Source organism: Pelomonas sp. Root1217, from assembly GCF_001425705.1.
GTDB lineage: Bacteria > Pseudomonadota > Gammaproteobacteria > Burkholderiales > Burkholderiaceae_C > Pelomonas.
On the sequence record NZ_LMDC01000001.1, the window covers coordinates 1,278,673 to 1,302,723 of the forward strand.

Annotated in this window: 21 protein-coding genes; 9 read left to right on the top strand and 12 right to left on the bottom strand. The window is 67.7% G+C overall.

The genetic code is table 11. The annotated features are described in order from the left end of the window. Positions 1-100 precede the first annotated feature (100 nt). From ASC95_RS05750 to ASC95_RS05770, 5 genes are all read right to left on the bottom strand, one after another. Complete coding sequence (locus tag ASC95_RS05750) at positions 101-748, bottom strand: response regulator transcription factor (RefSeq protein WP_057296760.1); 648 nt, start codon at positions 746-748, stop codon at positions 101-103. A 136-nt stretch (positions 749-884) separates the two neighbouring features. Beyond that, complete coding sequence (locus tag ASC95_RS05755; protein WP_057296761.1) at positions 885-2,549, bottom strand: histidine kinase; 1,665 nt, start codon at positions 2,547-2,549, stop codon at positions 885-887. Between the two features lie 2 nt (positions 2,550-2,551). After that, a complete protein-coding gene (gene ccsB / locus ASC95_RS05760; protein WP_057296762.1) occupies positions 2,552-3,901 on the bottom strand; it encodes a c-type cytochrome biogenesis protein CcsB in 1,350 nt (449 codons plus the stop codon). Further along, on the bottom strand, positions 3,898-5,973 hold the full coding sequence (locus tag ASC95_RS05765) for a cytochrome c biogenesis protein ResB (RefSeq protein ID WP_057296763.1): 2,076 nt from the start codon (positions 5,971-5,973) through the stop codon (positions 3,898-3,900). Before ASC95_RS05765 ends, ccsB begins: the two co-directional genes overlap by 4 nt. Positions 5,974-6,196: 223 nt before the next feature. Then, complete coding sequence (locus ASC95_RS05770; protein ID WP_057296764.1) at positions 6,197-6,817, bottom strand: cytochrome c; 621 nt, start codon at positions 6,815-6,817, stop codon at positions 6,197-6,199. 70 nt (positions 6,818-6,887) lie between these two features. Between ASC95_RS05770 and yihA the strand changes: the two genes are divergently transcribed. Then, a complete protein-coding gene (yihA, locus tag ASC95_RS05775; protein ID WP_057296765.1) occupies positions 6,888-7,595 on the top strand; it encodes a ribosome biogenesis GTP-binding protein YihA/YsxC in 708 nt (235 codons plus the stop codon). A gap of 100 nt (positions 7,596-7,695) precedes the next feature. Here the strand turns inward: yihA and ASC95_RS05780 are convergent, their stop codons facing one another. Beyond that, positions 7,696-9,744, bottom strand: a complete 2,049-nt coding sequence (locus ASC95_RS05780; RefSeq protein ID WP_057296766.1) for a DUF1631 family protein — start codon at positions 9,742-9,744, stop codon at positions 7,696-7,698. A gap of 88 nt (positions 9,745-9,832) precedes the next feature. Here ASC95_RS05780 and ASC95_RS05785 point away from each other — a divergent pair, with 88 nt between their 5' ends. Together ASC95_RS05785 and ASC95_RS05790 are read left to right on the top strand one after the other, a co-directional pair. Further along, positions 9,833-12,028: a glycosyltransferase family 41 protein gene (locus ASC95_RS05785; protein ID WP_057296767.1), complete on the top strand. Its 2,196-nt coding sequence runs from the start codon at positions 9,833-9,835 to the stop codon at positions 12,026-12,028. Further along, positions 12,025-12,885 carry a MipA/OmpV family protein gene (locus ASC95_RS05790; RefSeq protein ID WP_057296768.1) on the top strand — a complete coding sequence of 287 codons (861 nt, stop codon included), beginning with the start codon at positions 12,025-12,027 and terminating at the stop codon, positions 12,883-12,885. Before ASC95_RS05785 ends, ASC95_RS05790 begins: the two co-directional genes overlap by 4 nt. A 76-nt stretch (positions 12,886-12,961) precedes the next feature. On the opposite strand, the gene groL is transcribed toward ASC95_RS05790, so the two are convergent. The 3 genes from groL to ASC95_RS05805 all read right to left on the bottom strand — a co-directional run bounded on the left by groL (position 12,962) and on the right by ASC95_RS05805 (position 15,973). Then, positions 12,962-14,611, bottom strand: coding sequence for a chaperonin GroEL (gene groL, locus ASC95_RS05795; RefSeq protein WP_057296769.1), 1,650 nt, complete (start codon positions 14,609-14,611; stop codon positions 12,962-12,964). A gap of 99 nt (positions 14,612-14,710) precedes the next feature. Continuing rightward, on the bottom strand, positions 14,711-15,001 hold the full coding sequence (locus ASC95_RS05800; RefSeq protein ID WP_056202831.1) for a co-chaperone GroES: 291 nt from the start codon (positions 14,999-15,001) through the stop codon (positions 14,711-14,713). A gap of 276 nt (positions 15,002-15,277) precedes the next feature. Further along, a complete protein-coding gene (locus tag ASC95_RS05805) occupies positions 15,278-15,973 on the bottom strand; it encodes a PEP-CTERM sorting domain-containing protein (RefSeq protein WP_057296770.1) in 696 nt (231 codons plus the stop codon). Positions 15,974-16,183: 210 nt separating this feature from the next. Between ASC95_RS05805 and ASC95_RS05810 the strand changes: the two genes are divergently transcribed. The 5 genes from ASC95_RS05810 (at position 16,184) to ASC95_RS05830 (ending at position 20,330) form a co-directional block, all read left to right on the top strand. Continuing rightward, the gene (locus tag ASC95_RS05810) at positions 16,184-17,101 is read left to right on the top strand and encodes a LysR substrate-binding domain-containing protein (RefSeq protein ID WP_057297064.1); all 918 of its coding nucleotides are present in this window, start codon (positions 16,184-16,186) and stop codon (positions 17,099-17,101) included. Between the two features lie 108 nt (positions 17,102-17,209). Next, positions 17,210-18,097, top strand: coding sequence for an amino acid ABC transporter substrate-binding protein (locus ASC95_RS05815; RefSeq protein WP_057296771.1), 888 nt, complete (start codon positions 17,210-17,212; stop codon positions 18,095-18,097). Between the two features lie 80 nt (positions 18,098-18,177). Beyond that, positions 18,178-18,921, top strand: coding sequence for an amino acid ABC transporter permease (locus ASC95_RS05820; RefSeq protein WP_057296772.1), 744 nt, complete (start codon positions 18,178-18,180; stop codon positions 18,919-18,921). After that, complete coding sequence (locus tag ASC95_RS05825) at positions 18,921-19,586, top strand: amino acid ABC transporter permease (protein WP_057296773.1); 666 nt, start codon at positions 18,921-18,923, stop codon at positions 19,584-19,586. The genes ASC95_RS05820 and ASC95_RS05825 overlap by 1 nt, the downstream gene beginning before the upstream one ends. A gap of 9 nt (positions 19,587-19,595) precedes the next feature. Beyond that, on the top strand, positions 19,596-20,330 hold the full coding sequence (locus tag ASC95_RS05830; protein WP_057296774.1) for an amino acid ABC transporter ATP-binding protein: 735 nt from the start codon (positions 19,596-19,598) through the stop codon (positions 20,328-20,330). 49 nt (positions 20,331-20,379) lie between these two features. Here ASC95_RS05830 and ASC95_RS05835 read toward each other — a convergent pair whose 3' ends face one another. Continuing rightward, entirely contained in the window at positions 20,380-21,153 is a 774-nt protein-coding gene (locus ASC95_RS05835; RefSeq protein ID WP_057296775.1) for an SDR family NAD(P)-dependent oxidoreductase, read from the bottom strand. A 95-nt stretch (positions 21,154-21,248) separates the two neighbouring features. Between ASC95_RS05835 and ASC95_RS05840 the strand changes: the two genes are divergently transcribed. Then, complete coding sequence (locus tag ASC95_RS05840) at positions 21,249-22,187, top strand: LysR family transcriptional regulator (RefSeq protein ID WP_057296776.1); 939 nt, start codon at positions 21,249-21,251, stop codon at positions 22,185-22,187. Here ASC95_RS05840 and ASC95_RS05845 read toward each other — a convergent pair. Next, complete coding sequence (locus tag ASC95_RS05845; protein ID WP_235537700.1) at positions 22,177-23,385, bottom strand: toxic anion resistance protein; 1,209 nt, start codon at positions 23,383-23,385, stop codon at positions 22,177-22,179. The two genes, ASC95_RS05840 and ASC95_RS05845, sit on opposite strands and share 11 nt — an antisense overlap. Next, positions 23,382-24,023 carry a hypothetical protein gene (locus ASC95_RS05850; protein WP_057296777.1) on the bottom strand — a complete coding sequence of 214 codons (642 nt, stop codon included), beginning with the start codon at positions 24,021-24,023 and terminating at the stop codon, positions 23,382-23,384. The genes ASC95_RS05845 and ASC95_RS05850 overlap by 4 nt, the downstream gene beginning before the upstream one ends. Positions 24,024-24,051 lie beyond the last annotated feature (28 nt).

Genomic DNA, 24,051 nt, shown 5'->3' on the forward strand with positions numbered 1-24,051 from the left:
GCCGACCGAGGGCCGGTGACTGTCAATCTAGGTGCCCCGACCCGGCGGCGCTGCCGGGAGTTCTGGATGCCGGTCGCCGGGACGCCCGGGTTGGCGCCGCTCAGGCGTCGTTGCTGATCAGACCGTGACGTATTGCCAGCTTGACCAGGGCCGTCACGTCGGACGCGCCGAGCTTGGCCATCAGCCGGCTGCGGTAGCTGTCCACCGTCTTGGGCGACAAATGCAGAGCGGTGCCGATCTCGTTGCTGGAATGGCCGTCGACGACCATGGTGACGACCTGGCGCTCACGCACCGACAGCGCCGCGAAGGGGTCGTCGCCCGCGCCTTCAGCCAGCGCCCGCGCGGCAAGCTCGCCCACGCCCTGACCAAGATGGCGGCGGCCACTGCGCAGGGCCTCGATGGCCTGCAGCAGTTCCTCCGATGGCGAGCCCTTCAGCACATAGCCGCTGGCGCCCAGCTTGAGGGCCATGCCGACGTGGCGGGGCTGGGCCGACATGGTCAGCACCAGGGGCCGGACGGGCAGGTGGCGGCGCTGCAGTTCGGCCAACAGCTCCATGCCGGAGCGCGGGCCCAGCGACAGGTCGACCAGGACGATGTCGGGCGTCAACTGCTGCAACTCGGCCAGGGCGGCGGTGATGTCGCCGCTGTCGCCGACGACATCGTGGCCAGCCTCGGTCAGCAGCGCGCGCAGGCCCTGGCGCACCATGGCGTGGTCGTCGACGAGGTAGATGCGGGCGGCTTGTGTCATGTCAGTCGGTATTTGCGGGCCGAGCGCCGGGCCGCTCCCTAGCCGGCCCGCCTTGGGCGATGTGCTTGCCGGTCAATCCGGCAAGCATCGCCGTCCCCGCGGGGGACCGGCCAAGGTACTCCTTGGGCGAGGGGCTTCATGCTAGCCAGCGCAAGATGAGTTGGGTGCCGCCGCCCTCGCGCGGGCCCAGTTCCAGCGCCGCGCCGATGGCTCGAGCGCGCTCACGCATGCCGATGAGGCCGAGGTGGCCGGGCCGACGCTCGAAGTCGGCGTCCAGGCCGCTGCCGTCATCGGCCACGCCGAGTTCGATCTCCTGCGCGCAGCCGTAGAAGCTGAGGCGGACCTCGGTAGGCCGGGCGTGGCGCAGCGCGTTCTCAAGGCCTTCGCGGGCGATCATGAACAGAGCGTACTCGACCTGCATCGGCCAGCGCTGCAGCAATAGCTCGTCCTCCGCGTCCAGCACCAGGCGCACGCCCGGATGCAGGGCGCGGCGCTGAGCGATCTCGTTGTCCAGCGCCGCGGCCAGGCCTTCGTCCTCCAACAGCGGCGGGCGCAGGTCGACGAGCACCTGGCGCACCTCGCGCAGGGCCTGGTCGACGAGGCCGCGGGCCTGCTGGCGGGCCTCGGCCGCGCCCAGGTCCAGCGTCAGGCGCAAGGCCGTCAGCGTCTGGCCGAGCTGGTCGTGCAGGGCCTGGGCCAGGCGCTGGGTGGTGCGGCGCTCCTGGTCCATCAGCTGCTCGGCCAGGGCCGACAGCGCGGCCTCGGCGTCGACCTGCACCGAGATGTCGACGACGGCGCATAGCAGCAGCGCCCGGCCCGCCAGGTCGACGGGTTCGGCGACGAGCTTGGCGTGCAGGCGGCAGCCCGAAACAGGGTGCAGTTCGCGGTCGTCGATCTCGGTGCGGCCCTCCGTACCGGGCAGCGGCGCCAGGCCCAGGGCCTCGGCGGTCTGGCCGACAACGGACAGCGTCGGCCAGCCGAGCAGGCGGCCGAGCTCGTCGTTGGACTCGATGACGGTCTCGCTGGCGACGTCGAACAGCGCGATGCCAACCGGCACCGTGTGGAAGAGGGCGCGGAACTTGGCCTGGCTGTCGGTCAGCGCCTGTTCGGTGAATTTGGCAATCGTGATGTCGGACAGCGTGGCCAGCACGCGGGCCGGCTGGCCGCGTGCGTCGCGCTCGGTCCAGCCGCGGCAACGCAGCCAGCGTGTCGCGGCGCCGGCCAGGCGCAGGTCGATGTCCAGCGGCGCGCCGTGTTGCAGATGCGACTGCAGTGCGGCCCGCCACTGTCCCTGGTCGTCGGTTTGCAGCTGTTCGGCGAGGCGGCCGGGGCGATCCAGCAGGGTCAGGGCACGGGGCGACAGGTATTCGCTGTCGGCAGCGATATCCCATTCCCACAGGCCATCGGCAGCGCCTTGCATGGCCCGGGCATACCGCGCCTGTTCGGCGTCGACGCTGCCGAGGTCGCGGGCCATGCACAGCCAGCCCGTGCCGTCCGGCAAGGGGGCGATGCTGGCCTCGAAGCGGGCCAGGCGGCCACTTTGGGTGCGCAGCGCATAGCGCAGGCGCTGGGGGCTGGGCGCGCAGGCTGCCGCGAACTGCTGCGCCAGGGCGGGCGGGCCGATGCTTTGCAGCGATCGACCCTGCAGCGTTGCCCAGGGTGCGTGCAGATCGGGGTGATCCGGGTGGTTGCAGGCCGCGAAACGCAGGTCGGGCCCGATCAGGAAGCACAGGTCCGGCAGGGCGGCTGCGATGGCCGGCGCAGCCTGCGTCCAAGGCTCGCGGTCCGGCGTTTCAGGCATCGCTACAGCGTACCGTAGCTGTGCAGGCCGGACAGGAACATGTTGACGCCCAGGAAGGCGAAGGTCGTGACCAGCAGGCCCACCAGCGCCCACCATGCCGAGGCCATGCCGCGCAGGCCCTTCATCAGCCGCATGTGCAGCCAGGCGGCGTAGTTGAGCCAGACGATCAGGGCCCAGGTTTCCTTCGGGTCCCAGCTCCAGTAGCCGCCCCAGGCCTCGGCGGCCCAGAAGGCGCCCAGGATGGTGGCGATCGTGAAGAAGGCAAAGCCCAGCGCGATGGCCTTGTACATGAGGTCGTCGAGCTGGGGCAGGTCGGGCAGGCGCGCCGTCAGGTGGCCGCGCAGCGCGACGGCAATGCCCAGGAAGGCGGCGACACCGGCGATTTTGTAGGCCCAGCCCTGCAGGCCGGCGACGGTGGCGGCCTCCAGCGTGGCACCGAAGCGCACCGCCAGGATCAGGCCGACGATGCCCAGCGGCATGGCAACGAGGCCGATGACGAGGGCGCGCGTCGTCGCTGTCTTCAGCAGAAAGGCCAGGGCCACCATGGCCGCCAGCGCGAAGCTGCCATAACCGACGAAGTTGGCGGGCACGTGGATCTTCATCCACCAGCTCTGCAGCGCCGGCACCAGCGGCTGGATCTCCTGGGCCTCGCGGGCCAGCGTGTACCAGAGCAGGAAGCTGACCGCGCCGCTGACGACCAGCATGACGTAGGCGCCCAACGAGCGCGTCGCGAAGCGGGCCTCGTAGTAGAGGTAGAAGGTCGTCGTCAGCCAGCAGAACAGCACGAAGACTTCGTAGAGGTTGCTGACGGGGATGTGGCCGATGTCGGCGCCGATCTGGTGGCTCTCGTACCAGCGCACCAGCGTGCCGACCAGGGCCATGAAGACGCCGCCCCAAGCCAGCTTGGAGCCGACCACCTCGGCCACGCTGTTGCGGCCGGCGCCGGTGAAGAAGCCGCCCCAGTAGAAGAGCATGCTCATGTAGAACAACAGGCTCATCCACAGGATGGCGCTCTGGCTGGACAGCATGTACTTCAGCCAGAACACCTTCTCTCCGGCGGCCAGGTCGGCGCCGAAGCCGTCGGTGTGCTGGGCATACAGGCCGATAGCGATGAGGGCGGCCGCACCGACGGCGACGCTCAGCCAACGCAGCGGCTTCCAGAACCAACCCAGCGCGATCAGCGCCGGCATGGCGCACAGCAGGATGCCCTGCTCGTAGCCGTCCATGCTGGCGTGATAGCGGCTGAAGGCATAGCCGCCGCCCAGCAGCACGAGGGCGGCGAACAGCCAGTCGAGGGTGTCACGGCGCTGCAACGCGTGACGGCGCGGCAGGTCGAAGGTGGTGGTGTTCATGAGGGCTCCTTCAGCACGGCGGCTTTGAGCTGGGCGAACATAACGGCGTTGTCGGGCGACTCACGGGTGCTGGACATGGCCATGCGCACCTGCGATCCGCCCGGGTCGGCGCTGGGAGTGAGCCAGACCCACAGCCTACGCTCCTTGATGTAGAGCATGGAAAAAACACCGACGATGAGCAGGAGGGCGCCCAGATAGACCAGTTTCTGGCCCGGCGCGCGGGCGACCTGGAAGACGCTGGCCTGCACCTGCTCGAAGTTCTCCAGCTGCAGCAACGTGGGCGACGGGTAGTAGAGGCTGTCGGACAGGGACAGCACGGCCTGGGTCATGAAGCCCTGGGCGGCGGCGTCGGTGCTGGCGGGCTTGAGGCCAGCGCGCTCGCGGGCAATCTGGTGCAGCTCGAACAGGCTGCCGTTCAGGATGCGCAGCAGGACCTCGGAGACGCGCTGGCGGTCGGCCTCGGGCACGTCGCGTTCGATGAACTGCGACAGCGCCGGCAAGCCACCCTTGACCTCGTCGCCGGGCTTGGCGGCGGCGCCGGAGAACAGCGTCAGCGCGCGCTGGGCGGTCAGCTGCAGCTGCGGCGTCAGCTGGGGCTGGTTGGGCGGCGTGGCGGCGACGGCATAGCGGCGCGCGGCGGCGTCACGCAGGGCAGGGTCGGCCAGGGCCTGGCGCAGGCGCAGCCAGCCGCCCAGCTCGCCGTTTTCGTCAGCCGGCATGCGCAGATAGCGGAAGGTTTCGGCCGGGGTGTCGCGCACGCCGGCGAGGAAGAGCTTCTGCCCGTCCAGCTCGACCGGCAGCATGTAGTTGTTGTATTCGCGGGCCTGGCCGGCGGCGTCGCGCAGCTTGTAGCTGAAGCTCGGGCCGACGTTGTGCAGGGCTTTGTCGCCCGCGGACTTGGCGCCGCTGCCCAGGTGCTTGCCAAGAGATGCGCCGAGGTCGACCTTGCGCACGTCGGCGCCGCTGGCATTGGCGCTGTCGCCAGCCAAATTCTCGACATTGATGACGCGCAGGCCGTCGAGCTCGAGCGTCTGTTCGCCAAAGGCCATCTTCGTGCCGACGCGGCCGGCAAGCTTCACCGGCGTGCCGGTGCCGGCCAGCGGCATGGCCTTGAGTTCGAGCTTGCTGCCGCCGTCCTCGAAGCTGCTCTGGTAGATGGCCAGGCCCTTGTGGATGACGGGTTCGTTGACCTTGACCGTGGCCTCGCGCAGCGTCGCGCCGTCGTGGATGACGATGTCGCTGGCAAAGCTCTTGGGCATGCCGGTCGGGTAGTAGTCGACCTTGAACTTCTTCAGCTCGATGTCGAAGGGCAGGTCCTGCAGCACGACGCCGCTGGGCAGGCTCAGCACGGCGATGCCCTGGCGCTGGCCCTCGGGGACCGAGACGTTGCCGCGAAAACTCGGGTTGCCGGTGGAGAGCCGGTGTTCGGGGCGGATGTCGGACACGAAGCCCGAGCCGGTATAGAGCTGCTTGCCCTGGGCCCACATGGCGAGCTTGACCATGGCATTGCCGTCAAGCACGCCGCCAATGAGGATCAGCACGATGGCCGAGTGGGCGCAGAGGTAGCCGATCTTGTTGGCCGCGCCGCGGCGGGCCGCGATCATGATGCCGTTGTCGCGCCGCTGCACGCGGGCCTTCCAGCCGTGGGCCGCCAGCGTGTTGCCGATCTCGGCCAGGGCCATCGAAGGGTTGCTGGGCAGCTCGCCGATGGCCTTGTGGTGGTGCGCCTGCAGGGACTGCTCGCGCACGCCCTCCTTGTAGCTCTTCAGGTCAACCAGGATCTTGGGCGCGTTGCGGGCAATGCAAAGGCTGGTTGAGAGCACCAGGAAGGTCAGGATGACGAGGAACCAGGGCGCGCTGTAGACCGTGTAGAGCCCCAGCTTGCCGAACACGTCGGCCCAGAAAGGGCCGAACTGGTTGACGTAGTTGCCCATGGGCTCGCTCTGGCGCAGCACGGTGCCGATGACCGAGGCGATGCAGATCACGCTGAGCAGCGTGATGGCGAAGCGCATGGACGCGAGCAGGTCCAGCAGTTCGCGGGCGGCGGATTGGCGGTGGGAGGACGAAGACATCAGTTGTCCGTGGCGCTTTCGGGCTGAGCGCCGGGCCGCTCCCAAGCCGGCCCGCGCTGGCGATGTGCGTGCGGCTCAATGCCGCGCGCATCGCCGTCCCCTCGGGGGACCGACCGGGCTCGCTCGCGTTCAGCGGTGCGAGATTGGGCGAGGGGTTGGTTCATGTCAACAAAAAAGGCCGGTGGGGTTCACCGGCCTTTGTTCCTCAAGGCAAGCGCCGCGTTCAGCGCAGGCCGGCGATGTAGTCGGACACGGCCTTGATTTCCTTGTCGTTCATCTTGGCGGCGACGGTGACCATGACGGGATTGTTGGCACGTGCACCGCTGCGGAAGGCGGTCATCTGGGCCTCGACATAGTCGCCGTGCTGGCCGCCCAGGCGCGGGTACTGGACCGGCAGGCCAGAGCCGTTGGCGCCGTGGCAGCCGGCACAGGCCGGCACATTGCGCTCGGCAATGCCACCGCGGTAGATCTTCTCGCCCAGGGCAACCGTGTCCTTGTTCTTGGCGAAACCCGGCTTGGCGGTCTTGGCGGCGTAGAAGGCGGCCACATTGCGGATGTCATCTTCGGACAGCGGGGCGGCCATGCCTTGCATGACGGGGTTCTTGCGCTTGCCGCTCTTGAACTCGGTCAGCTGCTTGGCCAGGTATTCGGCGTGCTGGCCCTGCAGGATGGGGTTGGCGGGGCTGCCACGCGAGCCGTCAGCGGTGTGGCAGGCTGCGCAGACCTGGGAAGAGATGGCACCGCCTTTGCCGAGGTCGGGCTTGGCAGCAACAGCGGCGGGCTCGTTCGCGTGAGCCGTGGCGGCCAGCAGCAGACTCGACAGGAGGAGGGCGACAGTCTTCATGGATTTATACGGTCTCAAAGGGCGTAACCCGAGAATTTTACAATGCTGAACCACAGCGTCCGAGCTAGACATGACCGACAAGATTCCTGAGGCCGTGCCGGCCGAGCCCCTCACCGAGAAGCTCGCCCTGTCCTGGACGCATACCGCGCGCTTCCTGACCACCGCCAGCCAACTGGTGCATCTGCCCGCCACCGAGCTGCCCGAGATCGCCTTCGTCGGCCGCTCCAACGCCGGCAAGTCCACCGCCATCAACACGCTGGCCCAGCAAAAACGCCTGGCTTTCGCATCCAAGACGCCCGGCCGCACCCAGCACATCAACCTCTTCGAGCTCGGCCCCAAGGACGCGGCCGACGCCCTGTTCGCCGACTTGCCGGGCTATGGCTATGCCGCCGTGAACAAATCGGCCAAGCTGCGCTGGCAAAAGGTCATGGCCGACTACCTGGAAGTGCGCCGCAGCCTGTCGGGCGTCGTGCTGATGGTCGATTCCCGTCTCGGCCTGACCGATTTGGACAAGCAGCTGCTGGAGTTCGTCGCTGCGCGCGTGGCCACGGGTGAGATCAAGTTGCTGGTGCTGCTCACCAAGTCCGACAAGCTCAATCGGAAGGAGGCGGACGCGGCGTTGCGCGCGACGACGGAGTTCCTGGCCGGCATGACCACCGAAGAGTCCGACGTGGCCGTGACGCTGTTCTCGGCGCTGAAGAAGAGCGGCGTCGGCGACGTCGCTTTGGCTCTTCACGAATGGGTCCACGCCGCTGGTGGAATGACTGCGGCGGCGTAGCCAGCCGCTCCCTCGCGCGGCCGCCGCGGAACCGGCTTTGCCGGGCCGCTGGCGGCGCCCCCTTGAGGGGGAGGCGCGTGAGCGCCTCGGGGGTGGGCCATCACCCGCCGTCGAGGTCGCTCATCAGCGTGTCGACGGCGCGCTGGACGACGTTGTCATCCTCCAGCGCCGTGATGAGGCCGTTGGACAGCAGGGCCTCCAGCGCGCGGCGGGTCAGTGGCAGGCGTTCGTCGGAGTCGCGACCGACGAAGAGCAGGAACTGCCGGCCCTCGCTGATCCAGGCGATCTGGGCGGTATGCCAGACGCCCTGGATGAAGAGGTGGAACCAGCGGCCGATCTGCAGGCCATCGATCCAGCGTTGCAGCGCGGCGCGTGCGGCCGGCGAATCGGACTCGCTGTAGAGCTGCACCGGCACGGTCGGCAGCTCGCCGCGGTCGACGTCGACGCTGAGCCAGTGCGAAGGCACCTGGGAATCACGTTCCTCCATCAGGCGCTTGACGATTTCATCGGCCGAGGCGGGCGCATTGCTGGCCGCGGCCGAGACAGGCGGCGGCGCGGCGGGGCGGCGCTCGGCCGGGTCCAGTGCCGGCAGGCCGCGCAGCAGGCGGGCATGCTGGGCCATCAGCTCGGACAGCGCCGGCTCGCGCTTGGCCTCGGCGAGCTGGATGCTGTCGCAGCCGGCAACCAGGCTTTCGATGAGGACAGGCAGGCGCATGCGCAGGGCCTCGCGGTCGGCGAGGTCTCGCGGCGTGGTGAGGCTGTCGAGCACGCCGTCGACCATCTCCATCGCGACATGGGCTTCGCGCGAGTCGCGGCCGTGGCGCACCATCGCTTCGACGATCACGTCGACCCAGGCGGTCTGCAGGAAGCGGTGCATGCGTGGGCCCAGGGGGGCGCCGGCAATCTGGTGGTCGATCTGGTCGCGGATCAGCGCGCGCCAGTCGCTGCGCAGCTGCTCGCGCTCCAGGGCGGCCAGCGCCACGGCGTTGCGTTCGCCGCTTTGGCGGGCCTGCTGGTCGATGTGGGCATCCACGCGGGCCAGCACCTGCTGGAAGAGCAGGGCCGTGGGCGTCGGCGCGTCAACGAGGAGCTGGGCCTCGGCTTCCATGAAGCGCAGGAAGCCGACCAGGCGGGTGTCGTCGGCGCGCTCGAAGGCCATGCCGTGGGCAGCGACGCGGTTCAGCAGCGCCCAGGTGGGGTGGTCCTGGCGGCGCAGCAGCATGCTGTCGCTACGGGCCAGGCGCACGACGGCGATCTGAAGGCGGGCGAGCAGGGCCTTCAGCGGTGGCAGCAGGCGCGGATCGGCCAGGATCTGGTCGTAGAGCCGGCTCAGCATGTCCGGACCGGTCGAGCGCACGAAAGGTGCCGGGGCGAGTGGGTCGCGCTGCGTGGCAGGGCTGTGCGATGCCAGGCCTTGCGGCCGGGAGTTGACCGCGTCGACGCGGCGCGACAGGCCGTCCAGCGTGCCGTGTGCGGTCGGCCGCGCGCCGATGCCATGGGCGGCCGCCAAACGCTGGTGGGCCAGCGGGTCGGTCTTGGCATGGCCGTGGGAGGCAACCATGTCGCTGATGTCGGCGGCGTGCAGCGTGGCGCAGGCCTGGGTATAGAGGCGGTTCAGCGCGCGGGCCAGCGGTGTGGCGGCGACGCGCATCAGCTCGTACTGGGTCTGGGCACCGATCGGGCTGGATGCCAGGGCATGGTGCAGCGCGTGAGCGTAGAGGGCTGGGCGCAGCGGGTTGTCACGCTCACGGGCGCGAGCGATGCCGCGCAGCGCGGCGAAAAAATTGCCGATCTGGTGGAGCTCGGCCCGGCTCATGTCTTCGGCCGCATGGGCGACATGGGCGATCGCCACATCCTGGAGCGCCTGATGTTCGTCGACGAGGCTGAGGCTTTCCAGGCCACCGAACTGCGCGGGCGCGCGGTGCATGGGATCGTCGCCGCGGCGGCCGGCCTGCAACAGCTCGATGAGCTTGCCCTCGAAATCGGCCGCGAAATGCGGGCGCACCTTGCGCCAGGCCTCGCGCAGCGGATAGTGCTGGGGCTGGGCGTCGAGTTCATCCTGCACGCTGTGGAGCAGGTCGCGGGCCATCGGACCGGCTTCGGTCAGGGCATGGTCGAGCAGTTGATGGGGATGCGGGCTGAAGGGCATGGACGCTGTGGAGGGGCGTGGTGAGATTATCCGGCGCCAAGCTGGTGCACCCCGACGTGTTGCCCACTCTTACTGACCCCTCAATCACATGGCAAACGCCGCACTTCAGAACCTTTTCACGCTTTTTCAGGCCGGGCGCCATGCCGAGATGGCCGCGCAGGCCCGCGCCTTGCTCATCGAGCATCCGCAGGATGGCGCCTTGTGGAAGGCGCTGTCCGTGGCTCAGCAGATGCTGGGAGAGGACGCGCTGCCGGCCCTGGACCGGGCGATGGCCCTGCTGCCGGGCGATGCCGAGCTGGCGGCCAACCTGGGCGCGCTGCTGGCCCAGCGGCAGCAGTGGCCAGAGGCTCGTGCGGCCTATGAGCGGGCGCTGAAGCTGCAGCCGCGCCTGGCGGGTGCGCACAACAACCTCGGCAATGCATTGCTGGCCCTGGGCGAGCCGGCCCAGGCTCTGGCGGCCTTTGATGAGGCCTTGGTGCTGCAACCGGGACTGGTGGCCGCTCAGGGCAACCGGGGGCGGGCGCTGCTGGCGCTCGGTCGTCACGTCGACGCGGCACGGGCCTTCGAACAGGCGATCAAGGCGCGGCCGGCGGACGCGGCCCTGCGCGGGCACGCCGCGACAGCCTGGGCCGCAGCCGGACGCCTTGGCGAAGCGGTCGCGATGCAGCGCGAAGCCGTGGCTCTGGCGCCGGCGGATCTCGCCCACCGCTTTGCGCTGGGCAACCTGCTGAAGGAGAGCGGCGACGCGGCGGGTGCGGTTGATGCCTGGGAGGCCGTGCTGGCGTTGGATGCCGGCCATGCAGAGGCCGCTTGCAATCTGAGCCTGCTGCGGCCGCAGCGCGGCGAGGCGGTGTTGACGGCCGCCCTGGCCGCGGGCCTGACCGGCGAACGCCGGGCGGCGGCGCTGGCCAACCTGGGCGGGCTGCGGCTGCGCGAGGGACGGCATGCACAGGCTGTGGCCGCCTACCGTCAGGCGCTGGACGACGCGCCGACGTCGCCCCAGGCTTTGAGCAACCTCGCCCAGGCTTTGAAGCAGCAGGGCCGCCTGGACGAGGCCGACGCGGTGCTGAGCCGCCTCATCACCCTTGAGCCGACGCTGCTGACCGCGCGCAGCGACCGTTTGCTGCTGCGCGCCTATCGCCAGCAGGGTGGCCAGCAGGGTGCCGAGCTGCGGCGCGAGGCGCTGGCCTTCGGTCAGGTGGTGGCGGCGCCTGCCGTTGCTCGGCGCACGGTCGCAGCGGGGCCTTTGCGCGTCGGCCTGGTGTCGGCCGATTTGCGCGGTCATCCGGTCGGGCGGCTGGCCGAGGCCTGGCTGCCAGTGCTGGCGCGGCGTTGCGAGCTTTTCGTCTACGCCAACCATGGTGCCGACGATGAACTGACCCTGCGGCTGCGGGCCGCAGCGCCGCGTTGGCTGCACGTAGCCGGCTGGGATGACGCGGCGCTGGCGCAACGCATCGCGGCCGATGGCATCGATGTGCTGGTCGACCTGAACGGCCACACGGGCGGTCATCGCCTGGGCGTGTTCGCGCGTCGGCCCGCCCCGCGCCAGTTCTGCTGGCTGGGTTATGCCGGCAGCACCGGCCTGGCCGAGATGGATGGCTTCATCGGCGACCGCTGGCTGTTGCCTGAGGGCGCCGAAGCTGGCTTTGCAGAGCCCTTGCTGCGCCTGCCTGACAGCTTCACGGTCTATGCGCCGCCCGCCGAGGCGCCTGCCGCGGCCATGCGCGATGGCCCCCTGTGCTTCGGCAGCTTCAATGCTCTGCACAAGCTCGGCGACGAAGTGCTGGCGCTGTGGGCGCACGTGCTGGCGGCAGTGCCTGGCAGCCGGCTGCTGTTGAAGGCGCCCGGCCTTCAACATGAGGCCGAGCGCGCGGCATTGCTGGGCCGCTGGCCGGGTGACGTGGCACGGCTGGACTTGCGGGGTCCGGGGCCGCTGGCCGACTATCTTGCGGACTTTGGACGCGTCGACATCGCCCTGGACCCCTTCCCGCACAGCGGCGGCATGACGACGCTGGATGGGCTTTGGATGGGCGTGCCGGTGTTGACGCTACCGGGGCCTGCGCCGATCTCGCGCCAGGGACTGAGCTTCATGCAGACGCTGGGGTTGGCGTCGGACTGGGTGGCAGCAGATGCGCAGGACTATGTGCAACTGGCGGCACGCCGGGCTGGTGACCGTGCCAGCCTGGCTGAGCTGCGTAGCGGCCTGCGCGAGCGCGTGGCGGCCAGCCCCCTGGGCGACCCGGAACACTTCGTCGAGGCCTGGCTGGCCCTGGTGCAGGCATGATGCGCGCCGTCGCAATCGCCCTCTCACCCATGAAGTGCCTTGTCGGTTTCAGCCTGGCCTGCGCGGCCACCCTCGTGCACGCCGATGACGCGGCGCCCCAACCGTCCGGTCTGCCGCTCTGGGAACTGGGTGTGGCCGCCGGCGCGTTGTCGCAACAGGCTTATCCAGGGGCTGATCAACAGGTGACGCGCACGCCGCTGCTGCCGTATGTGATCTACCGCGGCAAGGTGTTGCGGGCAGACGGTGAGGGCGCCGGGTTGCGTGCGGTGCGTACCGAGAGCTTCGAGCTGGACGTGTCGTTCGCTGGCTCGCTGAGCGCCGGCGGCAAGGAGCTGCGGGCGCGTGAGGGCATGCCACGCTTGCGCTCATTGGTGGAGTTCGGGCCCGTGGGGCGCTGGTACCTCAATGGCCGGGGTGCCGTCGACCGTGTCACTTTCGAGCTGCCGCTGCGCGGCGTGTTCGAGGCAAGCGACCCGCGCCGGCATCGCGGCATGAGCCTGGAGCCAGAGCTGGGGCTTGAGCGGCGTGCCAGGTCCGGCTGGAGCTACGGCCTCAGCGCGGGTTTGCTGTTCGGCGACCGGCGCCTCGCGGCGACGTATTACACCGTCGAGCCCGGTGAGGCGCTGCCCGATCGGCCGGCCTATGGGGCCTGCGCGGGGCTCATTGCCTGGCGGCTCAAGGGCGGCGTGTCGCATCAGCTGACGCCGGATGTGCGTGTTTTCGCCTTCGGCCGCGTCGACAGCGTGGCTGGCGCCGCGAACCGCGACAGCCCACTGGTGCGGCAGACCACTGGCGCGAGTGTCGCCATCGGGCTGACTTATACGTTCGCGCGCTCAGCTGCTCGCGCGAGCGACTGAGATGGAGGCCATGAAAAAAGGGGCTGCTCGCGCAGCCCCTTCGTTTGTCAGCGACGAGTGAGTCGCCGGCGTGGACTTACATGTCCATGCCGCCCATGCCACCCATGCCACCCATGCCACCAGGCATGCCGCCGCCGGCCGCTTCTTCCTTCGGCGACTCGGCGACCATGGCTTCGGTCGTCAGCATCAGCGATGCGACAGACGCGGCGTTCTGCAGCGCAGTACGCGTCACCTTGGTCGGGTCCAGAATGCCCATTTCGATCATGTCGCCATAGGTGTCGTTGGCCGCGTTGAAGCCGTAGTTGCCCGAACCAGCCAGCACGGCGTTGACAACGACGGAGGCTTCGCCACCGGCGTTGTAGACGATCTCGCGCAGCGGGGCTTCGATGGCGCGCAGGACCAGCTTGATGCCGGCGTCCTGGTCGGCGTTGTCGCCCTTGATGGCGCCAGCGGCTTGCTTGGCACGCAGCAGCGCGACGCCGCCACCAGCCACGATGCCTTCTTCAACGGCGGCACGCGTGGCGTGCAGCGCGTCTTCGACGCGGGCCTTCTTTTCCTTCATCTCGACTTCGGTGGCAGCACCGACCTTGATGACGGCCACACCGCCGGCCAGCTTGGCCACGCGCTCTTGCAGCTTCTCGCGGTCGTAGTCGCTGGTGGCTTCCTCGATCTGGATGCGCACTTGCTTGACGCGCGCTTCGATGTCGTCGGCGGCGCCAGCGCCGTCGATGATGGTGGTGTTTTCTTTGCCCACTTCGACGCGCTTGGCCTGGCCGAGGTCGGCCAGCGTGACCTTCTCCAGCGTCAGGCCGACTTCCTCGGCGATGACCTTGCCGCCCGTCAGGATGGCGATGTCTTCGAGCATGGCCTTGCGACGGTCACCGAAGCCAGGCGCTTTGACGGCAACGACCTTCAGGATGCCGCGGATGGTGTTGACCACCAGCGTCGCCAGGGCTTCGCCTTCGACTTCCTCGGCAATGATCAGCAGCGGACGGCCGGCCTTGGCCACTTGCTCCAGCGTGGGCAGCAGGTCGCGGATGTTGCTGATCTTCTTGTCGAACAGCAGCACGAAGGGGTTGTCCAGAATGGCGGACTGCTTCTCGGGGCTGTTGATGAAGTAGGGCGACAGGTAGCCGCGGTCGAACTGCATGCCTTCGACGACGTCCAGTTCGCTGTCCAGGCTCTTGCCGTCTTCGACGGTGATGACGCCTTCCTTGCCGACCTTGTCCATCGCCTCGGCAATGATGCGGCCGACTTCGGAGTCGCTGTTGGCCGAGATCGTGCCGACCTGGGCGATTTCCTTGGAAGTCGTGGTGGCTTTGGAGGCCTTCTTCAGCTCGGCGACCAGGGCGGTGACGGCCTTGTCGATGCCGCGCTTCAGGTCCATCGGGTTCATGCCGGCGGCCACGTACTTCATGCCTTCGCGCACGATGGCCTGCGCCAGCACGGTGGCGGTCGTGGTGCCGTCACCAGCGTTGTCAGACGTCTTGGAAGCAACTTCCTTGACCATCTGCGCGCCCATGTTCTGCAGCTTGTCCTTCAGCTCGATTTCCTTGGCCACGGACACACCGTCCTTGGTCACGGTGGGGGCGCCGAAGGAGCGCTCGAGCACGACATTGCGGCCCTTGGGGCCCAGGGTCACCTTGACCGCATTGGCCAGGATGTTCACGCCTTCAACCATGCGGGCACGGGCCTCGCCGCCAAAGATCACGTCTTTTGCTGCCATTTGATTCTCCGAATACTTAAATTGGGGTCAGAGTCGATTAATTCGACTCACGATCAACGAGGCCAACGCGTCACGGGGTGACGGGCTGTCCCCGTGTCATTACTTTTGAACCACGGCGAAGAGGTCTTCCTCGCGCATGACCAGCAGCTCGTCGCCGTCGACCTTGACGGTCTGGCCGGAATACTTGCCGAACAGCACGCGGTCGCCGACGACGACGTTCAGCGCCACGAACTCACCCTTGTCGTTGCGCTTGCCCGGGCCGACGGCCAGGACTTCACCTTGATCGGGCTTCTCGGCGGCGTTGTCGGGGATGACGATGCCCGAGGCGGTCTTGGTTTCTTGCTCCAGACGGCGAACGATCACGCGATCGTGCAGGGGGCGCAGCTTCATGGAATCTCCTTGAGAGTTGGAACCGGAGCGGCCGCGGCAATCGCGGCTCACCGAAAAAATGGGGCCGCGGAATCGGCCCATTTCGTTAGCACTCGAATGTGTTGAGTGCTAGCAGACACGCATTATAGGGACGGAGTATGGCGATTCAAGCCTTGCGCGTTGAGCTCTTGTCCCGTCCGCCGTCAGCGGGGCCTGCCCGGATTGAGCTGGCCATGCTGACGTTCATCGCAATGAAAAACGACCGCCGCGGCGGTCGTTCTTGCAGGGGAGAGGCGCTTAGCGTGCAGCGCGGCGGCGGCTCCAGCCCAGGCCGCCAAGGGCCCCCAGGACCAGGGCGATGCTGGCAGGCTCGGGCAGGCGGCCGGTCGGGTCGGACGTCTTGAAGCTGATGTCGTCAAGCAGGACCGTCTGGTCCGTTGCCGAGAAGACGACCGAGCGAGCGACGCCCTGGAACGACAGCTCGAGCAGCGAGGACCAGTTGCAAAAGGTCAAGGTGCTGGTGCACGGAGAGCCGGCAAGACCCGACAGGCCCAGGCCCAGGTCCTTGCCATTGGCGTCGAACAGATTTAATTCATTGCCGACGCCGTCGAAGACATGAACCGAGAGGTTGATCGCTGCGACGCTGCCCGAATAGACAAAGGACAGGCCTTCAAAGCGGTCGGACAGGCTCAGAGTCAGGCTCTTGCTGATCGCCGGGGCCGGCTTTGTCCAGTCCTGGGCCAGCAGCAGTGCGCCACAGCTGCCCGAGCGGAAGAAGCTGATGTCGCCAGAATCATTGTTGGGGCCGTACGTGCAGGCTTCGGAGGTCGCCGTCCATGCCGCGCCACTGCCGGTAACGCCCTTGGCGGCGTAGCGGTTGGTCAGCAGCTCGGTGGCTTGCACGTCCTCGAAGTCCAAGAAGACCGCGCCGGCCATCGCCGATTGCATGGTGGCCGTCAAGGCGAGTGCCAGAAGTTTGCTCGTCGCGCGCATGGCGTTCTCCGTCCGGGTTTGTTCGAGTTGGGGTGTTGCACGGACTGTAAACAAGCACCTTCATGCCCGGCCGCGTTGCGCCCCTTCAGTTGAGGGGGAGTCAAGTACCTAGGGGCCGCGTTTAGGGGGTGCAGCACTGCCGCCAGAGCGAAATCCGGGCGCGGGGCGGCTCGAGCTGCTGGAATAAAGGCCTTGGCTACACTGCCGCTGGTGGAAACCAAATGGCTTGAAGACTTCGTCAGCCTGGCCGAGACGCGCAGCTTTTCCCGCTCCGCCCAGCTGCGCCACGTGACCCAGCCGGCGTTCTCGCGCCGCATCCAGGCCTTGGAGGCCTGGGCCGGTGTCGACCTGGTAGACCGTTCGTCCTACCCGACGCGGCTGACGGCCGCGGGCGCCACCTTGCTGGCACAGGCGGTCGAGCTGCTCGGCAACCTGCAGGCGACGCGCAACATGCTGCGCAGCCACCAGGCGGCCGACCAGGACATGATCGAGTTCGCCGTGCCGCATTCGCTGGCGTTCTCCTTTTTCCCGCACTGGCTGATGGGGCTGCGGCGTGGTTTCGGTGCCATCAAGTGCCGGCTCAACGCAGCCAATGTGCATGACGCGATGCTGCAGCTCAGCGAAGGCAACTGCGACCTGCTGCTGGTCTATCACCACGCCAGCCAGCCCTTGCAACTGGATCCTGGGCGCTACCAAATGGTCTCGCTGGGCCACGAGACCCTGTCGCCGTATGCCAAGGCGGACGCGCAGGGCGAGCCGTTGTTCCGCCTGCCGGGGCGGCCGGGCCAGAAGATCCCCTTCCTCAGTTACGCGTCGGGCGCCTACCTCGGCCGCCTGGTCGAGCTCATCGTCAAGGAGGCCGACTGCGCGCTGAACCTGGATGCCATCTACGAGACCGACATGGCCGAAGGCCTGAAGGCGATGGCGCTGGAAGGCCATGGTTTTGCCTTCCTGCCCGCCAGCTCGGTGCAAAAGGAGATCGCCAGCGGCCGCCTCGTGCCTGCCGCTGCGCCGGGCACCTTCAGCGTCAGCATGGAGCTGCGCATCTATCGCGAAAAGCCCGAGCTTTCGCGCCGGCTCAAGCCTGCCTCCTCGGCGTTGTGGGACTACTTGTCGTCGGCGGCATGACCTCATCCCGCTTGCGCATGCATCGTGTAAACCCGTATTCGGGCTGAGCGTGCGGCGTGGTCTGCTCACGTCTGTTATCGATATCCACTTCCTGTTGTTGGAGTCTCCATGAAGAAAGTTCTGCTCGTCGCGGCCCTGTTCGCCGGCGTTTCGGCCGTGCATGCCGAAGACACGCTGAAGAAGATCAAGGACAGCGGCGCGATCACGATGGGCGTGCGCGAATCCTCGGGCCTGTCCTACACCATCGGTGATGGCAAATACGTCGGCTACCACATCGACGTCTGCGAACATGTCGTCGCCGACCTGCGCAAGCAACTGGGCACCAAGATCGAGGTCAAGTACCAGCCGGTCACGTCGGCCAACCGCATCCCGCTGACGGTCAATGGCACGGTCGACCTGGAATGCGGCTCGACGACCAACAACGCGGCCCGCCAGAAAGACGTCGCCTTCGCCGTGACGACCTATGTCGAGGAAGTGCGCATCGCGGTGAAGGCCAACTCCGGCATCACCAACATCGGCCAGCTCACCGGCAAGACCGTCGCGACGACGACCGGCACGACGTCGGTGCAGACGCTGCGCAAGCATGAGCGCGCCAACGGCGTGGACTTCAAGGAAGTGTTTGGCAAGGACCACGCCGACAGCTTCCTGCTGCTGGACTCCGGCCGCGCCGATGCCTTCGTCATGGACGGCTCCATCCTGGCCAAGAACATCGCCACGTCCAAGAACCCGGCCGACTTCAAGATCGTCGGCGAGGTGCTGTCGGTCGAACCCATCGCCATCATGATGCGCAAGGACGACCCGGGCTTCAAGAAGGCCGTGGACGACAGCATCAAGGGCATGATGAAGTCGGGCGAGATGGCCAAGATCTACGACAAGTGGTTCATGCAGCCCATCCCGCCGACCAACACCAAGATCGGCCTGCCGGTGTCCTCCGCGACCAAGGACGCCTGGGCCAATCCCAACGACAAGCCGATGGAAGACTACGCGAAGAAGTGATTCGCGCATCGACCTGAACCACCGCAAAGCGGGTGCCTGGCACCCGCTTTGCTTTAGCTAAGAGGCTTGAGGAGAGGGCCATGAGTTGGGACTGGCAGTTCTACTGCAATGACACCGCCACCGGGGAGGCCGTCGCCGGCTGCTTCGGCCCCGGCGGCAAGGAGCAGACCTATTTGCAATGGATGCTGGGCGCCTGGGGCTGGACGCTGAGCGTCTCGCTGCTGGCCCTCGTGCTGGCGCTGGTGGTCGGTTCGCTGATCGGCATTGCCCGCACGGCACCGAACAAGTGGTTGGCGCGCTTCGGCGAGGCGTGGACCGAGCTCTTCCGCAACATCCCGCTGCTGGTGCAGGTCTTCCTCTGGTACCACGTGCTGCCTTCGCTCTTCCCGAGCCTGCGTGAGGCCGTGCCGCCCTCGGTGCTGGTGGTTTTCGCGCTGGGCTTCTTCACCAGTGCGCGCATCGGCGAGCAGGTCAAGGCCGGCATCAAGACCCTGCCCACCGGCCAGCGCTACGCCGGCCTGGCCATGGGCCTGACGCTGCCCCAGACCTACCGCCACGTGCTGCTGCCGATGGCGTTCCGCATCGTCATCCCGCCGCTGACGAGCGAGAGCATGAACATCGTCAAGAACTCCGCGGTGGCCTTCGCTGTCAGCATCCCGGAGCTGGCGCAGTTCGCGCAGCAGGCCTCCGAGGAGACGTCTCATTTCGAGGAGATCTACATCCCCGTCACCGCGCTGTACTTCATCTCAGCCTTCGCCATCAACCGCATTGCCAAGTTCATCGAGGCGCGCGTGCGCATCCCTGGCCAGTCGGGAGGCAAGTGATGCTGAATCTCGACTATTCCTTCGTCAACTGGCAGGTCGTCCAGAGCTTTGTCGCCAAGGGTTTCTGGTTCTCCATCCAGCTGACGCTGGTGGCCATGATCGGCGGCATCATCCTCGGCACGCTGCTGGCGATGATGCGGCTGTCCAGCAAGCCCTGGCTGTCGGCGCCCGCGGCCTTCTACGTCGACACGCTTCGCTCTATCCCGCTGGTGATGGTGATCCTGTGGTTCTTCCTGCTGATCCCCAAGCTGGTCGGGCCGCTGGGCGGCCAGATGTCGGCCTTCATCACCTTCACGCTGTTCGAGGCCACGTACTACTCGGAGATCATGCGCGCCGGCATCCAGTCGGTGTCCAGGGGCCAGGTCAACGCCGGCTATGCGATGGGCATGAGCTACGGGCAGACGATGAAGCTGGTCGTGCTGCCCCAGGCCTTCCGCAACATGCTGCCGGTGCTGCTGACCCAGACCATCATCCTGTTCCAGGACACCTCGCTGGTCTACGCAGTGGGTGAGTACGACCTGCTCAAGGGCTTCGAGGTGGCCGGCAAGAACTTCAACCGCCCCGTCGAGACCTATCTGGCCGCCGCGGTCGTCTACTTCGTCATCTGCTTCGGGCTGTCCCGCATCGTGCGGGAGCTGCAGAAGAAGATTGCCATCATTCGCTGAGGTCACGCTGTGATTGACATCAAGAACATCTCCAAGTGGTACGGCAGCTTCCAGGTGCTGACCGACTGCACCACGTCCATCAAGAAGGGCGAGGTCGTCGTCGTCTGCGGGCCCTCGGGCTCGGGCAAGTCGACGCTGATCAAGACCGTCAATGCGCTGGAGCCCTTCCAGAAGGGCGACATCGTCGTCGACGGCATCTCCATCGCCGACCCCAAGACCAACCTGCCCAAGCTGCGTTCGCGCGTCGGCATGGTGTTCCAGCATTTCGAACTCTTCCCACACCTGTCAGTGACCGAGAACCTGACCATCGCGCAGATCAAGGTGCTGGGTCGCTCGGCAGCCGACGCCAAGACCCGCGGCCTGAAGATGCTGGACCGCGTGGGCCTGAGCGCCCACAAGGACAAGTTCCCGGGCCAGCTCTCCGGCGGCCAGCAGCAGCGTGTGGCCATCGCGCGGGCGCTGTCGATGGACCCCATCGTCATGCTGTTCGACGAGCCGACCTCGGCGCTCGACCCCGAGATGGTCGGTGAGGTGCTGGACGTGATGGTGCAGCTCGCCCAGGAGGGCATGACCATGATGTGCGTGACCCATGAGATGGGCTTCGCCAAGCGCGTCAGCAACCGCGTCATCTTCATGGACGCCGGCAAGATCGTCGAGGACTGCAGTAGCACCGACTTCTTCACCAAGCCCGAGGAGCGCTCGCCGCGCGCCAAGGACTTCCTCGCCAAGATCCTGCAGCACTGAGCGCGCTTCTCACCTGGAACGGCGGCCCGTCAAGGCCGCCGTTTTTCGTTCACAGGAACATGCCGCCCGAGGCCTCCACACGCTGGCCGGTGATCCAGCCCGCGCCCGGGCGCATCAGCGCGGCCGCGGCGCCGCCGATGTCCTCGGCTTCGCCGACGCGGCCCAACGCCGTGACCGAGGCGACAAAGCGGTTCAGCTCCGCGTTGTCGCGCACCGCGCCGCCGCCGAAGTCGGTCGCGATCGCGCCCGGTGCCAGCGTGTTGACGCGAATGCCGCGCGTGGCCAGCTCCTTGGCCTGGTAGCGGGTCAGCACTTCCACCGCGCCCTTCATCGCCGCGTAGGCGGCGTAGCCCGTGATGCTGAAGCGCGCCAGGCCGCTGGAGATGTTGAGCACGCGGGCACCCGTTTTTTCACCGGTCGCCAGCAGCGGCAACAGGGCCTGGGTCAGGAAGAAGGGGCCCTTGAGGTGGATGGCAACCATGCTGTCGAACTGGGCCGGCGTCGTCTCTGCAAAGCTGGCGTGGGCGCCGGTACCGGCGTTGTTGATGAGGCCGTCGAGCTGGCTGGCGCCCCAGGCCTTCAGGCCCGCGCTCACCCGCTCGACGAAGCCCGGAAAGCTCGCCGCGTCAGCGACGTCCAGCGGCAGGGCCAGCGCGCGGCGGCCCAGGGCCTGGATCTGTGCGACGACGGCATCCGCCGCCGTGGCGGCTTCACGGTAGGTCAGCACGATGTCGTGGCCGTCGCGGGCCAGGGCCAGTGCCATCTGGGCACCGAGGCCGCGGCTGCCGCCGGTGATCAGGGTGATGGGGGATGTGGAAGTCATGTCAGCTCCGTCAGAGGGGTTGTGGGGACGGGCTGAAATTTATTGTTCACCCCAGAATGGATAAAGTCGCCGCAACTGAAATGACTGTGCTCTGAATGCCTTCCAATCTTGACCTGGCGGCGCTGCGTGTCTTCCTGCAGGTGGCCGAACTGGCCCACTTCAGCCGGGCCGCCGACGAACTGGGCCTGCCCAAGGGCCGGGTCAGCCAGGTGGTGCGCGACCTGGAGGCGCAGCTCGGCACACGGCTCTTTCAGCGCACGACGCGGCGGGTCAGCCTGACCTCGGACGGCGAGCTGCTTGCGGAGCGGGCCCGCGCGCTGATGGCGGATGCCGGCGAGATCGAGGCGCTGTTCCAGCAGGACCAGCAGCTCTGCGGCCGGCTGCGCGTGGACATGCCGGTGCGCCTGGCGCTGGACGCCGTGCTGCCGGCCCTGCCGGAATTCCTGGCCGCCCACCCTGGCGTGACCGTGGAGCTGAGCTGCACCGACCGCCGCGTCGACCTGGTGGAAGAGGGCTTCGACTGCGTGCTGCGCGTGGGCGCCGTTCACGACCCACTGCTGGTGGCGCGGCCGCTCGGGCAGATGCGCATGGTCAACGTGGCCAGCCCCGGCTACCTCGCCGCGCACCGCACGCCGGCCACGCCGGACGACCTGGTCACGCAGGGCCACCATCTGGTGCACTACAGCCAGAGCTGGGCCGACCGCCGCCCGCGATTCGACTGGGTGGACGCCAGCGGGCAGGAGCGCACGCTGACCCTGCCGTCCCGTGTCACCGTCAACAACACCGACGCCTACCAGGCGGCCGCGGTGGCCGGCGCGGGCATTGCGCAGTTCCCTCTTCAGGGCGTGCGCCACCTGTTGGCCGACGGCCTGCTGGTGCAGGTGCTGGAGGGTTTCGATGCCGCGCCGCTGCCGGTACGGCTGGTGATGAGCCAGCGCCGCCACACGCCGCGCCGGGTGCGCGTGTTCATGGACTGGCTGGCGGAGCGGCTGGCCGACCGGCTCGACCCCGAGAACCTGACCCCTACAGCTTGACCGGGCCGTCAATGGCCGTGCCGGCCACCGCCGCCTTCGCCTGCTGCTGGCGCACGCGGTCCAGATAGCCTTCCGACCGCTGCAACTGCTCCTGGATGAGCTTGTTGTTGGTGCCCATCGTCTCGATGGCCTTGCTGCGGAAGTTGTCCATCGCGTCCATGGCCTGGAAGGTCTGGTCGAACATCGACTGGATCTGCTGGATGCCCAGCATGGGGTTGGACGAGAACTCGGCCGTCGCGTCGACATGCTGGTTCAGCGCCGTGCCGGTCTGCTGGATCAGGTCGCCGATGGTCTTGTTGACGCCCTGCAGCATCTGCATGACCTCGATCTGGTTGCCGGTGGCGCGCGCCACGGTCTGGGCAACGGCCAGGGCGCTCATGCCGGTGGTGGCCACGCGGTCGCAGCCGATCATCATTTCGCGCCCGGTCTTTTTCAGCACGTCCAGCGCCAGGTAGCCGTTCACGCAGACGGCCTGCTGGGTCTGGATGTCGGCCAGGTTCTGACGGGCATAGAACAGCACCTCCTGCTCCAGCGCCTTGGCCTTCATCGGGTCGGTCGGTTGCAGCTCCTGCACGCGCGTGGCCAGGCGCTCGTCCAGCACACGAGCAAAGCGCGCGGCGGCGGCGAGCTTCTGCATCGCCTCCCAGAGCTTGCTGCGCGTGGCCTCGACGTCGATGACGTCCTTCTGGATGTCGTCCTTGGCCGCGTAGAGCTGGGTCATGGCCGTCTGCAGCTGCGAGCTGGCGGACTGGAAGCGGCGGAAATAGGCCTCCAGCTTGTTGCCGAAGGGAATGATCCCGAGCAGCTTGCGCGGCTGCAGCAGGTCGCCGTCCTTGCCGGGGTTGAGCTCGTCGAGCTGGCCGCGGATGGCCGCGATGGCCTTGTAGGCCGGCGTGTCCGTCGCGCCGACGAAGTTGCGCTGCATCAGGCTGCCCTGCATCAGGCCGGCGGCCAGGCTGATCTCCTGGCGGCCGAGCTGGAAGGCGCTGTCCAGCTTGGCCTTGAAGGGTTCGCTGTGCAGGTCTTCCTTTTCGAGCGCCTCGATGAAGCGCTGTACCTGCGCGTCCACCTGGCTGCTGACCTCGGCCTTCAGCGGCACGGCCTCGACGGCGGCGGCCGGTTGCACCGGCGTGATGACCTCGGGCGGGGTCAGCGTGAAGGTGGGGGCAGCGGTCGCGGTGGTCGTCGTGGTGTTCATGCGATGTCCTTGTTGCCGAACTTCTGGTTCAGGAATTCACTGTGGCGCAGGAAGGCCTGGGCGTCCTGCGAGGCGAGATCGTCGCCGAGCTGCTCGACCTTGGTCTCCAGCTCGGCAAGCACGCCCTCGAAGGTGGTCTGGGCCGTCTTGCCGTTGGCCAGCAGCTTGGTGGTGGCGAACTGAGGCGGGATGCTGAGGTAGGTGTTGAGCGCCTGCGGCAGGTAGCTGATGGCGATGTGGCGGGCGTGGAAGGTCTCCTGCAGGCTCAGGTGGCCCTTGCTGCGCTCCCACTGGTCGAGCAGGGCTTCCAGGCGCTGGCAGAGCTGCTTGATGCGCTGGGCCAGGGCGCTGGGGATTCGGCCGCCCGGGTTGTGCTCGGTCAGGCCACGCACGCCGGCGAGCGCCCGGCCCATGGCCTCGCGGGCATCGCCCTCGTCCTCGAAGTTCAGCGCCTCCCACTCGTCCTCGCGCGTGCTGGGCCAGCCCCACCAGAGTGCGCCGCCGACCAGGCCGACGACGTAGCCCAGGGCCGCCACACCCAAGCCCCAGCCACCGAGAAAGCCCAGGCCCTTGAGCACCAGCACGGCGGTCGCCGCCAGCAGACCGCACCAATTCGCTGGCGCGTTCAGCCATCTCAACAACCCGCTCATTGGTTGACCCCCACGG

Bases quoted from the DNA above. Each gene is read 5' to 3' on its own strand.
- ASC95_RS05840 (WP_057296776.1), top strand. From the start codon at position 21,249: ATGCCTTCCAATCTTGACCTGGCGGCGCTGCGTGTCTTCCTGCAGGTG.
- ASC95_RS05755 (WP_057296761.1), bottom strand. From the start codon at position 2,549: ATGCCTGAAACGCCGGACCGCGAGCCTTGGACGCAGGCTGCGCCGGCC.
- ASC95_RS05780 (WP_057296766.1), bottom strand. From the start codon at position 9,744: ATGCCCTTCAGCCCGCATCCCCATCAACTGCTCGACCATGCCCTGACC.
- ASC95_RS05790 (WP_057296768.1), top strand. From the start codon at position 12,025: ATGATGCGCGCCGTCGCAATCGCCCTCTCACCCATGAAGTGCCTTGTC.
- ASC95_RS05765 (WP_057296763.1), bottom strand. From the start codon at position 5,973: ATGTCTTCGTCCTCCCACCGCCAATCCGCCGCCCGCGAACTGCTGGAC.
- ASC95_RS05800 (WP_056202831.1), bottom strand. From the start codon at position 15,001: ATGAAGCTGCGCCCCCTGCACGATCGCGTGATCGTTCGCCGTCTGGAG.
- ASC95_RS05750 (WP_057296760.1), bottom strand. From the start codon at position 748: ATGACACAAGCCGCCCGCATCTACCTCGTCGACGACCACGCCATGGTG.
- ASC95_RS05805 (WP_057296770.1), bottom strand. From the start codon at position 15,973: ATGCGCGCGACGAGCAAACTTCTGGCACTCGCCTTGACGGCCACCATG.
- ccsB (WP_057296762.1), bottom strand. From the start codon at position 3,901: ATGAACACCACCACCTTCGACCTGCCGCGCCGTCACGCGTTGCAGCGC.
- yihA (WP_057296765.1), top strand. From the start codon at position 6,888: ATGACCGACAAGATTCCTGAGGCCGTGCCGGCCGAGCCCCTCACCGAG.
- ASC95_RS05815 (WP_057296771.1), top strand. From the start codon at position 17,210: ATGAAGAAAGTTCTGCTCGTCGCGGCCCTGTTCGCCGGCGTTTCGGCC.
- ASC95_RS05770 (WP_057296764.1), bottom strand. From the start codon at position 6,817: ATGAAGACTGTCGCCCTCCTCCTGTCGAGTCTGCTGCTGGCCGCCACG.
- groL (WP_057296769.1), bottom strand. From the start codon at position 14,611: ATGGCAGCAAAAGACGTGATCTTTGGCGGCGAGGCCCGTGCCCGCATG.
- ASC95_RS05845 (WP_235537700.1), bottom strand. From the start codon at position 23,385: ATGAACACCACGACGACCACCGCGACCGCTGCCCCCACCTTCACGCTG.
- ASC95_RS05785 (WP_057296767.1), top strand. From the start codon at position 9,833: ATGGCAAACGCCGCACTTCAGAACCTTTTCACGCTTTTTCAGGCCGGG.
- ASC95_RS05835 (WP_057296775.1), bottom strand. From the start codon at position 21,153: ATGACTTCCACATCCCCCATCACCCTGATCACCGGCGGCAGCCGCGGC.
- ASC95_RS05820 (WP_057296772.1), top strand. From the start codon at position 18,178: ATGAGTTGGGACTGGCAGTTCTACTGCAATGACACCGCCACCGGGGAG.
- ASC95_RS05825 (WP_057296773.1), top strand. From the start codon at position 18,921: ATGCTGAATCTCGACTATTCCTTCGTCAACTGGCAGGTCGTCCAGAGC.